The organism is Agromyces zhanjiangensis (genome assembly GCF_040496055.1).
Lineage (GTDB): Bacteria > Actinomycetota > Actinomycetes > Actinomycetales > Microbacteriaceae > Agromyces > Agromyces zhanjiangensis.
Window position 1 is genome coordinate 41,598 of the sequence record NZ_JBEPKB010000009.1, and the last position, 12,849, is coordinate 54,446.

11 protein-coding genes and 1 tRNA gene are annotated in these 12,849 nt (G+C 72.4%); 4 read left to right on the forward strand and 8 right to left on the reverse strand.

Annotation, left to right across the window (positions count from 1 at the left end; all coding sequences use genetic code 11):
* Positions 1-468: 468 nt before the first annotated feature.
* The 3 genes from ABME02_RS15395 to ABME02_RS15405 form a co-directional block, all read right to left on the reverse strand.
* Positions 469-540: transfer RNA gene (locus tag ABME02_RS15395), tRNA-Gln, on the reverse strand.
* 131 nt (positions 541-671) lie between these two features.
* Entirely contained in the window at positions 672-2,186 is a 1,515-nt protein-coding gene (gltX, locus tag ABME02_RS15400) for a glutamate--tRNA ligase (RefSeq protein ID WP_353816218.1), read from the reverse strand.
* Positions 2,179-3,177: a LysR family transcriptional regulator gene (locus tag ABME02_RS15405; RefSeq protein ID WP_353816219.1), complete on the reverse strand. Its 999-nt coding sequence runs from the start codon at positions 3,175-3,177 to the stop codon at positions 2,179-2,181. Before ABME02_RS15405 ends, gltX begins: the two co-directional genes overlap by 8 nt.
* An 81-nt stretch (positions 3,178-3,258) precedes the next feature.
* Here ABME02_RS15405 and ABME02_RS15410 point away from each other — a divergent pair, with 81 nt between their 5' ends.
* Both ABME02_RS15410 and ABME02_RS15415 read left to right on the forward strand, forming a co-directional pair.
* The gene (locus ABME02_RS15410) at positions 3,259-4,386 is read left to right on the forward strand and encodes an aminotransferase class V-fold PLP-dependent enzyme (RefSeq protein WP_353816220.1); all 1,128 of its coding nucleotides are present in this window, start codon (positions 3,259-3,261) and stop codon (positions 4,384-4,386) included.
* 85 nt (positions 4,387-4,471) lie between these two features.
* Complete coding sequence (locus tag ABME02_RS15415; protein ID WP_353816221.1) at positions 4,472-5,053, forward strand: dihydrofolate reductase family protein; 582 nt, start codon at positions 4,472-4,474, stop codon at positions 5,051-5,053.
* A 13-nt stretch (positions 5,054-5,066) separates the two neighbouring features.
* On the opposite strand, the gene ABME02_RS15420 is transcribed toward ABME02_RS15415, so the two are convergent.
* From ABME02_RS15420 to ABME02_RS15430, 3 genes are all read right to left on the reverse strand, one after another.
* A complete protein-coding gene (locus ABME02_RS15420) occupies positions 5,067-5,846 on the reverse strand; it encodes a fumarylacetoacetate hydrolase family protein (RefSeq protein WP_353816222.1) in 780 nt (259 codons plus the stop codon).
* Between the two features lie 75 nt (positions 5,847-5,921).
* Positions 5,922-7,019 (reverse strand): branched-chain amino acid aminotransferase, encoded by a 1,098-nt coding sequence (locus tag ABME02_RS15425; RefSeq protein WP_436408287.1) that lies wholly within the window; start codon positions 7,017-7,019, stop codon positions 5,922-5,924.
* Positions 7,020-7,067: 48 nt separating this feature from the next.
* Positions 7,068-8,138, reverse strand: a complete 1,071-nt coding sequence (locus ABME02_RS15430) for a 3-isopropylmalate dehydrogenase (RefSeq protein WP_353816223.1) — start codon at positions 8,136-8,138, stop codon at positions 7,068-7,070.
* A 139-nt stretch (positions 8,139-8,277) separates the two neighbouring features.
* On the opposite strand from ABME02_RS15430, the gene ABME02_RS15435 reads away from it, so the two are divergent.
* Entirely contained in the window at positions 8,278-8,541 is a 264-nt protein-coding gene (locus ABME02_RS15435) for a DUF6458 family protein (protein WP_353816224.1), read from the forward strand.
* Between the two features lie 53 nt (positions 8,542-8,594).
* Here ABME02_RS15435 and ABME02_RS15440 read toward each other — a convergent pair whose 3' ends face one another.
* Complete coding sequence (locus tag ABME02_RS15440; protein WP_353816225.1) at positions 8,595-10,241, reverse strand: MFS transporter; 1,647 nt, start codon at positions 10,239-10,241, stop codon at positions 8,595-8,597.
* A gap of 80 nt (positions 10,242-10,321) precedes the next feature.
* On the opposite strand from ABME02_RS15440, the gene ABME02_RS15445 reads away from it, so the two are divergent.
* Positions 10,322-10,885, forward strand: a complete 564-nt coding sequence (locus tag ABME02_RS15445) for a TetR/AcrR family transcriptional regulator (RefSeq protein ID WP_353816226.1) — start codon at positions 10,322-10,324, stop codon at positions 10,883-10,885.
* A gap of 274 nt (positions 10,886-11,159) precedes the next feature.
* On the opposite strand, the gene serA is transcribed toward ABME02_RS15445, so the two are convergent.
* The gene (gene serA / locus ABME02_RS15450) at positions 11,160-12,752 is read right to left on the reverse strand and encodes a phosphoglycerate dehydrogenase (RefSeq protein WP_353816227.1); all 1,593 of its coding nucleotides are present in this window, start codon (positions 12,750-12,752) and stop codon (positions 11,160-11,162) included.
* Between the last annotated feature and the right edge of the window lie 97 nt (positions 12,753-12,849).

Sequence of the window (12,849 nt, forward strand, 5' to 3'; positions counted from 1 at the left end):
CGTCTGCTCGCGAGGTCGAGCTTCGACGTCGCGGTGGACCGACGTGGGAATGCTAAGGACGCCGGAACGACAGCCCCTCCAGTGCCACCGCATCCTCCATCGGGTCCCGCGGATCATCCATGTCGGCCACGACGGGGTGGTGGGGCTCGGCGGCCGGTGTCGCCGGCTGCGGCGCCCATGGTTCCGTGGTGGGAGCGATCACCAGGTGAGACCACCTTCGCGATTCCGGGTGGTGGACACGCTACGGCGACCGCGGGTCCAGGCCACGGGCCGCGCCTCGAGAGCGGCTGGCGCGATCAGCGACGAATGCACGGATCGCTCGTCGCTCCCTCGCGGAGAGCCTCGGTGTTCCGCGCGAGAAGCGCTGGTCGTTTCCTCACGCGCGAGCGATCAGCGGACATCCGACTCTGCGATCTCCCCCACCGCCAGAAACGCGAAAACCCCCGCCTGAGCGGGGGTTCTTCACTGCTGGGGTACCTGGACTCGAACCAAGAACAACTGAACCAGAATCAGCCGTGTTGCCAATTACACCATACCCCAATGGCCCTGAACCGGGGTTCCGGGCCGACATGTAACTGTAGCCGATCGCGGGGTGCGGTCCAAATCGAGCGGGCCTCGTGAGCGGATGCCGCGGCGCGCCGTGCGGGGCGCGGCCGCGGCATCCGTCGGGGTCAGTCGACGAGCGCCGCGAGGCGGTCCAGACGCTCGAGCGACTCGACGCGGCCGAGGATCTGCATGGACTCGAAGAGCGGCGGGGAGACGCGTCGGCCGGAGACCGCGACGCGGATCGGGCCGAAGGCGACACGGGGCTTGAGGCCGAGGCCGTCGATGATCGCGGAGCGGAGCGCCTCCTCGATCTCCGTGTGCGTCCATGCCTCGCCGGGGATGCGCTCGAGCGCCTCGCGTGCGGCGGCGAGCACGGCGGGTGCGTCGGCGGGCAGCGAGCCGACGGCGGCCTCGTCGAACTCGAGGCTCGCGGCATCCGTGAAGAGGAAGCCGAGGAGGCGGGGCACCTCGCCGAGCACGGTGATGCGCTCCTGCACGAGCGGCGCGGCCTCGACGAGGAGGGCCTCCTCGCCGGGCGTGATCGGCGTGGAGACGACACCGGCGGCCTGCAGGTAGGGCACGGTGCGCGAGGTGAAGTCAGCGAGCTCGAGCAGGCGGATGTGGTCGCCGTTGATGGCGTCGGCCTTCTTCTGGTCGAAGCGGGCCGGGTTCGGGTTCACGTTCTCGACGTCGAACGACCCGATGAGCTCGTCGCGGCTGAACACGTCGCGGTCGGCGGAGAAGCCCCAGCCGAGGAGCGCCAGGTAGTTGACGAGGCCCTCGGGGATGAAGCCGCGGTCGCGGTGGTGGAAGAGGTTCGACTCGGGGTCGCGCTTGGAGAGCTTCTTGTTGCCCTCGCCCATCACGTACGGCAGGTGGCCGAAGCGCGGGACGAAGCTGGTGACGCCGATCTCGATGAGCGCGTGGTACAGCGCGATCTGGCGCGGCGTCGAGGAGAGCAGGTCCTCTCCGCGCAGCACGTGCGTGATGCCCATGAGCGCGTCGTCGACGGGGTTCACGAGCGTGTAGAGCGGGGCGCCGTTCGGGCGCACGACGACGAAGTCGGTCGTCGAGCCCGCCGCGAAGTCGATGCGGCCGCGCACGAGGTCGTCGAACCCGAGGTCGACGTCGGGCACGCGCAGGCGCAGCGCCGGCTGGCGCCCCTCGGCGCGGAACGCCGCGCGCTGCTCGTCGGTGAGGTCGCGGTCGAAGTTGTCGTAGCCGAACTGCTTGGGCCGGCCCGCGGCCTCGTTGCGCGCGTCGATCTCGTCGGCGGTCGAGTAGCTCTCGTAGACGTGCCCGGCGGCCTTCAGCCGCTCGATGACGTCGGCGTAGATCTCGCCGCGCTGCGACTGGCGGTACGGCTCGTGCGGGCCGCCGACGTCGATGCCCTCGTCCCACTGCAGGCCGAGCCACGAGAGGGCGTCGATGATCTGCGCGTAGCTCTCCTCACTGTCGCGCGCGGCGTCGGTGTCCTCGATGCGGAAGACGAAGGTGCCGCCGGTGTGGCGCGCGTACGCCCAGTTGAAGAGGGCCGTGCGCACGAGGCCGACGTGCGGGGTACCGGTGGGCGAGGGGCAGAACCGCACGCGGATGTCGGATCCGGTGGCGGTCGTCGTGGGGTGGGTCGTGTCAGACATCGCCCTCAATGGTACGGCCCGGGCGCGGATCGGCGGGGGTGCCGCCGCGGCCGGCGACGAGGCGCGCGAGCGCCTCGGCGGCCACCGCGACGGCCGGGACACCGCGGCCGCCCCGCGCGGTCACCAGGTGCAGCGTCCGCCGGTCGCCGTTCGTCGTGCCGCGCACCGCGACGCCGGCGCGCTTGCCCGCCGACTCGATCGCGAGCGCGGGCAGCACGGCGACGCCGAGTCCGCTCGCGACGAGTTCCTCGACGGCGACGAAGTTGTCGGTCTCGACGGCGATGCGCGGCGCGAACCCCGCGGTGTCGCACAGCTCGAGCAGGTGGCCGCGGCAGCGCGGGCATCCGGCGATCCACGGCTCGCGCGAGAGGCCCGCGAGGTCGACGGTGTCGCCGCCCGCGAGCGGGTGCGTGTCGGGCAGCACGACGTGCATCGGGTCGCTCCCGATGGTCGTGACCTCGAGCCCGCGTGCGCTCTCGCGGTGCGGATCGGTGTGGTCGCCCGGGTAGCTGAACGTGAGCGCCAGGTCGGCGCGGTCCTCGCGCACGGCGGCGACGGCCTCGGGCGGCTCGGCCTCGACGAAGCTGACCCGCACGCCGGGGTGCCGGCGGGCCATCTCGGCCATGAACTCGGGCACGATGCTGGGCGACGCCGAGGGGAACGCCATGAGCCGCACCCGTCCGGAGCGGAGCCCACGCAGGTCGGCGAGCTCCCCGCGCGCCGCCTCGAGCGCGGTGGCGATCGCGCCGCCGTGGCGTGCGAGCACGCGGCCGGCTGGGGTGAGTCGGATGCCGCGGCCGGTCCGCTCCACGAGTGCGACGCCCGCGCGGGCCTCGGCCCGGCGCACCTGCTGGCTGAGCGCCGGCTGGCTGTAGCCGAGGGCGCTCGCGGCCGCGGTGATCGACCCGCGCTCGGCGATCTCGCGGAGCACGAGCAGGCTGGTGGCGTCGAGGTCGGCGAGGCCCGAGGTCTCGGCTGGCGAGGCATCCATCCATCGATCATAAGCCAGCCTTATGTGAAGGATCGCAGACCTGCTCTCGACGGATCGAATCGAACCGAGCACGCTGGAGACATGACCGCGACCACCTTCGCCTCGACCGGCGCCGACGCCTTCGCCTCGTCCGGAGCGTCCGCTGCGACCGGCGCGTCCGCCGCGACGACGACCCTCCCCGACCCGCGTTTCACTGCGGGGCGCGGCTACCTCGCCGCCTGCACGCTCGGCATCCCCGCTGCGCCCACGGTCGCCGCCGTCACCCGCGACCTCGAGCGCTGGCGCGACGGCCGCGCCTCCGCGGCCGAGTACACCGGTCTCGTCGAACGCGCACGCGGCCACGCCGCGACGCTCCTCGGCACCTCGGCCGACCGCGTCGCACTGGGCTCGCAGGTCTCGGTCTTCGCGAGCCTCGTGGCCGCCTCGGCCCCGGCCGACGCCGAGGTGCTCTGCGTCGACGGCGACTTCAGCTCCGTCGTCGCCCCATTCCTCGCCCGTGGCGACCTGAACGTGCGCCACGTGCCGCTCGCGCACCTCGCCGACGAGGTGCGCCGGAGCACGTGGCTCGTCGCGTTCTCGCTCGTGCAGTCCGCGACGGGCGAGGTCGCGGATGCGGCATCCGTCGTCGCGGCGGCCCGCTCGGCGGGCGCGCTCACCCTCGTCGACACCACGCAGGCGACCGGATGGCTCCCCACCGCCGACCTCGGAGCCGACCTCGTCGTCTGCCACGCGTACAAGTGGCTCTCCGCGCCGCGCGGCGCGGCGTTCATGTCGGTCGGCGAGCGCGCGCTCGACGAGATCACCCCGCTCACGGCCGGGTGGTACTCGGGCGACGACCCGTGGGCGTCGTGCTACGGGCCCGAGTTGCACCTGTCCACCGGCGCCCGGCGGTTCGACGTCTCCCCCGCGTGGCACGCGTGGGCGGGCGCCGAGGTGGCGCTCGAGCTGGCAGCAGGCCGCGACCCCGCCGCCGTGCTCGCGCATGATCTCGCGCTCGCGAACGCGTTCCGAGCGCAGCTCGGGCTCGAGGCATCCGACAGCGCGATCGTCACGTGGCCCGACCCCGAGGGCGACGACCTCGCCGCGCTGACCGCGGCGGGCCTCGTCGCGTCGGGTCGCGCCGGCCGCGCGCGCGTCGCGTTCCACGTGTGGAACGACGAGGAGGACGTGGAGCTCGCGGCGGCCGCCCTGCCGACGGCGCAGGGCTGACACCCGGCCGGTCGATTCCGTACTGGGGGCGGCAACCCCGCGGCACGCTACCGTGGTCGCATCTCGACGCAGAGGAGCATCCCCCATGGGCAAGGTCGTCATGTACGCCTCGGTGTCGGTCGACGGCTTCATCGCCGACGAGCACGACCAGCCCGGGCCCCTGTTCGACTGGTTGACGAGCGGTGACGTGCCGCTCGACGAGAGCGGCGTGCTGACGGTGTCGCACGCGTCCCACGACTACGTCCGCTCATACTGGGACGAGATCGGGGTGACGATCTGCGGTCGCCGCGTGTTCGACCTGACGGAGGGCTGGGACGGGACGCCGCCGAGCGGTATCGATCACGTGGTCGTCGTCACGCACCGGCCGCCGCCGGAGGGGTGGGACCCCGCGGCGCCCTTCCACTTCGTCGAGGGCATCGAGGCGGCCGTGGCCGCGGCGCGGGAGCTCGCGGGCGACCGCACCGTCGAGGTCGCGGCCGGCGACGTCGGCGGCCAGGCGCTCGCCGCGGGCCTGGTCGACGAGGTGCGCATGGACGTCGCACCCGTGGTGTTCGGTTCGGGCCGGCGCTTCTTCGGGTCGGTCGACGCGCGGCACCTGCTGGAGGATCCCGACGTCGTGATCCAGGGCGACCGCGTGCTCCACCTGCGGTACGGGGTGCGCCGCTGACGGCCCTCCGCCATCAGCGCGCGGGCGCCTCGCGCACCGGGTTCACGAGCGAGCCGAGGCCCGAGACCGACACCTCGACCGAGTCGCCGTCGACGATCGGGCCGACGCCCGCCGGCGTGCCGGTCAGGATCACGTCGCCCGGGAGCAGCGTGAAGACGTCGGACGCGTACGAGACGACCTTCGCCACCGAGTGCACCATGTCGGCGAGCCGGCCCTGCTGGTGCCGCGTGCCGTTCACGCTCGTCGTGAGCTCGCCATGCGCCAGGTCGACGTCGGTCTCGATCACCGGGCCCAGCGGGCAGAACGTGTCGAAGCCCTTCGCTCGGGTCCACTGCCCGTCGCGCCGCTGCAGGTCGCGCGCGGTCACGTCGTTCGCCACGGTGTAACCGAAGATCACCGACTCGGCGTCGGCCTCGCTCACGCGTCGGGCCACGCGCCCGATGACCACCGCCAGCTCGCCCTCGAACTCGACCTGCGCGCTCTCGGGCGGAAGCACGATCGGGTCGCCCGGGCCGATCACCGACGTGTTCGGCTTCAGGAACAGCAGCGGCTCCGGCGGCGCCTCGCCGCCCATCTCCTCCGCGTGCTCGCGGTAGTTCCTGCCGACGGCGACGACCTTCGACCGCGGGATCACGGGCGCGAGGAGCTTCGCGTCGGCGAGCGCGACGCGCTCCCCCGTCGGCTCGTAGCCGGCGAACATCGGGTCCGCCTTCAGCACGACGAGCTCGTGCTCCTCCTCGTCGACGATGCCGAACGAGATGGTCTCACCGTGGGAGAAGCGCGCGATCTTCATGCGTCCACCCTATTCCGCGGCGTCGGCCGCCGGCCGGGACGGCGGGACTCACCCACCGCCCGGACCGGAGCGACGTCACGCGTCGAGTCGGACCATCCAGCCGTGGCGGTCCTCGGCGCGGCCGTACTGGATGCCCGTGAGCTCCTCCCGGAGCGACAGGGCGAGCTCCACCGACTGCGCACCCGAGTGCACGATCTCGAAGTCCTCGCCGAGCAGGCGGCCGATGGGCACCACGACGGCCGCCGTGCCGCACGCGAACGCGCCGATGATGTCACCGGATGCCGCGCCCTCGCGCCACTCGTCGAGCGTGATCGGGCGCTGCTCGATCTGGTGGCCGCGGTCCGCCGCGAGCCGCAGGATCGAGTCGCGCGTGATGCCCTCGAGAATCGACTCGGACTCCGGGGTGAGGAGCGTGCCGTCCTTCTTCACCAGGACGACGTTCATGCCGCCGAGCTCCTCGAGGTACTTCCCCTCGTCGAGGAACAGCACCTGCTGGCAGCCCTTCTCGTACGCCTCGGCCTGGGGCAGCAGGCTCGATGCGTAGTTGCCGCCGGTCTTCGCCGCGCCGGTGCCGCCCTTGCCGGCACGCGCGTAGTGGGTCGACAGCCAGATGTTCACGGGCTGCACGCCGCCGGGGAAGTACGCCGCGGCCGGGCTCGCGATGAGGTAGTAGTTGACCTTCTTCGCCGGGCGCACGCCGAGGAAGGCCTCCTTGGCGAACATGAACGGCCGCAGGTAGAGGCTCGTCTCGGGGGCGCTCGGCACCCAGTCGGCGTCGACCGCGATGAGCTGCTTCAGCGAGTCGATGAAGACGTCGACGGGCAACTCGGGCAGGGCCATCCGCTTCGCCGACCGCTGCATGCGCGCGGCGTTCTCGTACGGCCGGAAGGTGCGGATCGAGCCGTCGGCGTGCCGGTACGCCTTGAGGCCCTCGAAGATCTCCTGCGCGTAGTGCAGCACCGCGGCGGCAGGGTCGAGTTGGATCGGGCCGTACGGGGAGACGCGCGGCCGGTGCCATCCGCCCTTCTCCGACCAGCAGATGTCGGCCATGTGGTCGGTGAAGTGGTTGCCGAAGCCGGGATCGGCGAGGACCGCCTCGCGCTCCTCGACGGACTTGGCGTTCTCGTTGTTCGTGACCTGCCAGACCAGCCCGGCGGGCGACGGGGTCTTCAGGGTGAGGTTCGACGTGGTCAAGGGATCCTCCTTCGAAGGTGGTGCGAGTCAGTGGGCGCCGACGGTGGCACCGATGCGTGCGGCGATGGCGTCGCCGATCTCGGAGGTCGAGCGCCGGGCATCGCCGCGATCGGCGATGTCGGCGGCGACCGCGTCGCGAACGCGGTCGGCGGCGTCCGCGTGACCGAGGTGGTCGAGCAGGAGCGCCACCGAGAGGATGGCGGCGGTCGGGTCGGCGAGACCCTTCCCGGCGATGTCCGGAGCCGAACCGTGCACCGGCTCGAACATGCTCGGGAACCGGCCGTCGGGATTGATGTTGCCCGAGGCCGCGAGTCCGATGCCGCCGCTGATCGCGCCGGCCAGATCGGTGAGGATGTCGCCGAAGAGGTTGTCCGTGACGATGACGTCGAATCTAGCAGGATCCGTGACGAGGAAGATCGTGGCGGCGTCGACGTGCAGGTAGTCCACCGTGACGTCCGGGTACTCGGCCGCGACCGCGTCGACGAGGCGCTTCCAGAGCGAGCCGGCGAACACGAGCACGTTGGTCTTGTGCACGAGCGTCAGCTTCTTCTTCGGGCGGGCGGATGCCGCGGCGAACGCGTAGCGTACGACCCGCTCGACGCCGTACGCGGTGTTGACCGACACCTCGTTGGCGACCTCGGCGGGCGTCCCGACGCGGATCGCGCCGCCGTTGCCGACGTAGGGCCCCTCGGTGCCCTCGCGCACCACGACGAAGTCGACGTCGCCCGGATCGGCGAGCGGGCTCGCGACGCCCGGGTAGAGCACGCTCGGGCGGAGGTTGACGTAGTGGTCGAGTTCGAACCGGAGCTTCAGCAGCAGGCCGCGCTCGATGTTCGCGCCCGCGAGGCGCGGGTCGCCGGGCAGGCCGCCGACGGCGCCGAGCAGGATCGCGTCGTGGCCGGCGATGGCCGCGAGATCGTCGTCGGTCAGCGTGTCGCCGGTTTCGAGGTAGCGCGCGGCGCCGAGCGAGAAGTGCGTCTGCTCGAACACCACGTCGGTTCCGGCGGTGGCGGCCTCGAGCGACTTCAGCGCCTCGCCCACCACCTCGGGACCGATGCCGTCGCCCGGGATGACCGCGAGCCTGACCGTCGTTACCATGAACACTCCTTCGTACGCCAGCCCTCCCAGCGTACTGTCCGCCGCGGGCGGCGATCACTACACTCGGCGGCATCAGGGGCGGCATCCCGCCCCTCCCCGCGCGGCCCCGCGCCGCCCGAGTGAAAGCAGGCACCCCACAATGAGCATCGGCCTCGGAATCGTCCTCTTCGCCATCGGCGCCGTCCTGGCGTTCGCCCTCAACCTGGCGGTGGACTGGATCAACCTTCAGATGGTCGGCTACATCCTCATGGCGGCCGGAGCCGTCGTGATCATCATCGGCATCGTCCTGCTGGCCCGGCGTCGGAGCTCCGTTTCGACGTCGCGCACGACGGTCGACCCGGCGACGGGCGACCGCGTGACCCGCAACGAGACGTCGCGGCCGGACGACACCACCGCCGTCTGACTCGAATCGCCCGGTCGACACGGACGACGTGATCGCCCGCGAGGGGCGCCGCCTCACTCCGAGGCGGCGCCCCTCGCGTCGTCTGCGCCCTTCGCGTCGTGCAGGGTGAGCGCCGCGACGATGCCCGCGCCGACCATGAGCAGCACCCCGATGAACGAGGTCACGACCACGCCGCCGTCGAACGCGTGCGCCGCCGAGGCGAGCAGGTCGGCGGAGGCCTGAGCCGGCAGCGCCTCGGCCACCGTGACGGCGCCCGCGAGCGTCTCGCGCGCGGCATCCGCCTGCGACGCCGTGAGGCCGGCGGGCAGGTCGAGCGACGCGCGGTACCAGGCCGCGAGGATGCTGCCGAGGAGCGCCGTGCCGAGGACCGCGCCGAGTTCGTAGGCCGTCTCGGAGACCGCCGAGGCCGCGCCGGCCTTCGCCGGCGGCGCCGCGGAGAGGATGAGCTCGTTCGACACGGTCTCGGCCATGCCGATCCCGAGGCCGAGCAGCACGAAGGCGACCACGACGCCGGCGATGCCCTGCTCCCCCGCCGTGAGCGCGACCGTGAGGTAGCCGGCGGCGGAGACCGCGAGCGCCGACGGCACGAGCACGCGCGGGCGGATGCGCCGGGCGAGCGGCACCACGGAGAGGCCCGCCGCGATCATGGCGACGAGGCCGGGTGCGAGCGCGAGTCCGGCCTGGACCGGCGAGAGCCCGGCGACGAGCTGGAGGTGCTGGGAGACGAAGAAGAGGAACCCGACCAGCGCGATGACGCTGAGGAGGTTCACCACCACGCCGCCGCCGAACGCGCCGACGCGGAAGAGGCGCATGTCGAGCATCGGCGTGCGCGCTCGCAGCTGTCGACGCACGAACCACGCGCCGAGCGCGACGCCGCCGAGCATCGCACCGACCGCGATCGCGTCGACGCCCTCGGTCGCGAGGTGCTTGATGCCGTAGACGGCGGCGCCCATCGCCCCGAACGAGAGCAGGATGCTGAGCACGTCGATGGGGCCGGGCGCGGGGTCGCGGCTCTCGGGGATCAGGATCGGCAGCAGCACGACGAGCGGCACGAGCACCGGCACGGCGAGGAGGAACACCGAGCCCCAGGCGAAGTGCTCGAGCAGCAGGCCGCCGACGATCGGGCCGAGCGCGGCGCCGGCCGCGAAGCCGGACGCCCAGATGGCGATCGCGAGGCGCCGCTCCTCGCGCTCGGTGAAGACCGAGCGGAGCAGCGACAGCGTCGAGGGCATGAGCATGGCGCCGAAGAAGCCGAGCGCGGCACGTGCCGCGATGAGCGCCTCGGACGTCGGAGCGAAGGCCGCCGCGATCGACACGACCGCGAACCCGATCGAGCCGATGAGCAGCATGTGCCGACGACCGAACCGGTCGCCCGCGCTGCCCATCGCGACGAGCAGGGCGGCGAGCACGAGCGGGTAGGCGTCGATGATCCACAGCTGCTGCGCGGCCGTCGGTCCGAGGTCGCGCGCGATCTCGGGCAGGGCGAAGCTCAGCACCGTGTTGTCGACGGCCACGAGCAGCACGGGCAGCATGAGCACCGCGAGCGCGACCCAGCGACGGGTGCCGGCTCGACGGCCGCCCCGCTGCGGGCGGCCGGGGTCGGGGCGAACGGCGGATGCCGCGGCATCCGTCGCCGCGCCTGCTGCGGCCGCGTCGAGCGCGGGCTGGTCGATGGTCGTCGTGCGGGGTTCGTTCGTCATGTCGGAGTCCTATTACTGTACCGGCTGGACGGTAGAGTATCAGATGCCGCCGACCGTTCCCCCTCGCTACCATCGGAGCCATGAGCCGACCCCCCGCCGCCCGCGACGCCGTCCTCGACGCCTTCGAGCGACTGCTCATCGACGGAGGCGTGCGCGCGGCGACGCTCGACGCGACGGCCCGCGCCGCCGGGGTGTCGAAGGGCGGCCTGCTCTACCACTTCGCCAGCCGCGATGCGCTCGTCGACGGCGTGCTCGAGCGGTTCTCCCGCCTCGTCGACGACGACATCGCCGTGCTCGAGCGCGCGCCCGAGGGTGCGATCGCGTACTACGTGCGCAGCTCGGTCTCGCAGGATTCCCCGCTCGAGCGCGCCGGCGTCGCCGCCGCTCGGCTCGCGCAGGCCGGCAGCGCACCCGCGGTGCGGATGATCCGCGACGTGCGCGACCGGTGGCTCCGCGCCATCCGCCGCCACGTGCCCGACCCGACGATCGCGCTCGCCGTGACGCTCATCGGCGACGGGCTCTACTACGACTCGGCGCTCCACGGCGTCGACCCGGAGATCGGCGTCGACGCGCCGCACGGCGCCGACATGGACGCGCTCGTGGCGCTCCTGGAGCGGCTCGCGCACGGGCCGGCGGTCGAGTAGCACGCGGCGCAGCCGCGCGTGTATCGAGACCGTCGACGTCGACGTCGCAACGCGCGACGATTCGGCGAGTCCCGCGAAACGGCGCCCGACGCCGCCGTTTCGCGGGACTCACGCACAGGTCGGGTGCGCGCTGCACGCATCAATCCGGCGACGTCCGCCGAACGGCGCCCGAAGGCCGCCATTTCACGGGAGCGGCCGCGAACCGAGCGGAGGCGGACGCCGAAGGGCGGCGGGTCGCGCGTGCGACCCGCCGCCCCGCGGCATCCGTCTCGGACTAGGACTCGGTGATGTCGATCTCGACGAGCACGTCGGCCGCGATCGCGTCGCGAACGCGGTCGAGCACCTCGGACGGCACCGGCGAGTCGACCGTGAGCACCGACAGCGCCTGGCCGCCCGCCTCGCGGCGCGCGATCTGCATGCCGGCGATGTTGATGCCGGCCTCGCCGAACTCGCTGCCGTAGACGGCGACGATGCCCGGGCGGTCGGTGTACAGCATCACGATGTGGTGGTCGGCGATCGGCACCTCGACGTCGTAGCCGTTGATGCCGACGAGCTTCTCGGTCTGCTTCGTGCCGGTGAGCGTGCCCGACACCGACACCTGCGTGCCGTCGGCGAGCGCGCCGCGCAGCGTGATGACATTGCGGTACTCGGGGCTCTCGGCATCCGCGATGAGGCGGACGGCGACGCCGCGCTGCTCGGCGAGGAGCGGCGCGTTGACGTACGACACCGACTCGCTGACGACGTTCGTGAAGACGCCCTTCAGCGCGGCGAGCTTCAGCACGCTCACGTCATAGTCGACGAGCTCGCCGTGCACCTCGACGTCGAGGCTCTCGAGCGGACCCTGCGCGAGGCCCGCGAAGAGCTGGCCGAGCTTCTCGACGAGCGGGATGCCGGGGCGCACGTAGGGGTCGATGACGCCGCCGGCGACGTTCACCGCGTCGGGCACGAGCTCGCCCGCGAGCGCGAGGCGCACCGACTTCGCGACCGAGATGCCCGCCTTCTCCTGGGCCTCGTCGGTCGACGCGCCGAGGTGCGGCGTGACGACGACGTTCGGCAGGGCGAGGAGCGGCGACTCCTTCGGCGGCTCCTGGACGAACACGTCGAGGCCGGCGCCCGCGATGGTCTTCGCCACGAGCGCGTCGTGCAGCGCGTCCTCGTCGATCAGGCCGCCCCGCGCGACGTTCACGACGAACGCGGTCGGCTTCATCTTCGCCAGCTGCTCGGCGCCGATCATTCCCGTGGTCTCGGGGGTCTTCGGCATGTGGATGGTGATGAAGTCGCTCTGCTCGAGGAGTTCGTCGAGCGACACCGTCTGCACGCCGAGCTGCTGGGCGCGGGCCGCCGTGATGTACGGGTCGTAGGCGATGACCTCGACGCCGAACGCCTGCAGGCGGGCGGCGATGAGGGCGCCGATGCGGCCGAGGCCGATGATGCCGACCGTCTTCTCGTACAGCTCGGTGCCCGTGTAGGCGGAGCGCTTCCACTCGCCCTGCGCGAGCGCGGAGTGCGCGGCCGGGATGTGGCGCGCGAGGCTCAGGATGTGGCCGACCGTGAGCTCGGCGGCCGAGATGATGTTCGAGGTCGGGGCGTTCACGACCATCACGCCGGCCGTGGTGGCCGACTTGATGTCGACGTTGTCGAGGCCCACACCCGCACGCGCGATGACCTGCAGCTTCGGCGCCGCCGCGATCGCCTCGGCGTCGACCTTGGTCGCCGAGCGGACGAGGATCGCGTTGGCGTCGGCGAGCGCCGCGAGGAGCGCCGGGCGATCGGTGCCGTCGACGTTCCGGACCTCGAAGTCCGGCCCGAGGGCGTCGACGGTGGCGGGCGAGAGTTCTTCGGCGATCAGCACGACCGGCTTGGTCACGGACGGATCCTCACTGCGATTGGGGAAGCGGTGCGCGCACCGCGGAAGGTCGCGCCGGCATCGTCGGGGCGCGGATGACGCGGCCAGCCTACTTCAG

Excerpts from the sequence above, each read along its gene's own strand:
- gltX (WP_353816218.1), bottom strand. The coding sequence starts at position 2,186 with ATGTCTGACACGACCCACCCCACGACGACCGCCACCGGATCCGACATC.
- ABME02_RS15405 (WP_353816219.1), bottom strand. The coding sequence starts at position 3,177 with ATGGATGCCTCGCCAGCCGAGACCTCGGGCCTCGCCGACCTCGACGCC.
- ABME02_RS15410 (WP_353816220.1), top strand. The coding sequence starts at position 3,259 with ATGACCGCGACCACCTTCGCCTCGACCGGCGCCGACGCCTTCGCCTCG.
- ABME02_RS15415 (WP_353816221.1), top strand. The coding sequence starts at position 4,472 with ATGGGCAAGGTCGTCATGTACGCCTCGGTGTCGGTCGACGGCTTCATC.
- ABME02_RS15420 (WP_353816222.1), bottom strand. The coding sequence starts at position 5,846 with ATGAAGATCGCGCGCTTCTCCCACGGTGAGACCATCTCGTTCGGCATC.
- ABME02_RS15430 (WP_353816223.1), bottom strand. The coding sequence starts at position 8,138 with ATGGTAACGACGGTCAGGCTCGCGGTCATCCCGGGCGACGGCATCGGT.
- ABME02_RS15435 (WP_353816224.1), top strand. The coding sequence starts at position 8,278 with ATGAGCATCGGCCTCGGAATCGTCCTCTTCGCCATCGGCGCCGTCCTG.
- ABME02_RS15440 (WP_353816225.1), bottom strand. The coding sequence starts at position 10,241 with ATGACGAACGAACCCCGCACGACGACCATCGACCAGCCCGCGCTCGAC.
- ABME02_RS15445 (WP_353816226.1), top strand. The coding sequence starts at position 10,322 with ATGAGCCGACCCCCCGCCGCCCGCGACGCCGTCCTCGACGCCTTCGAG.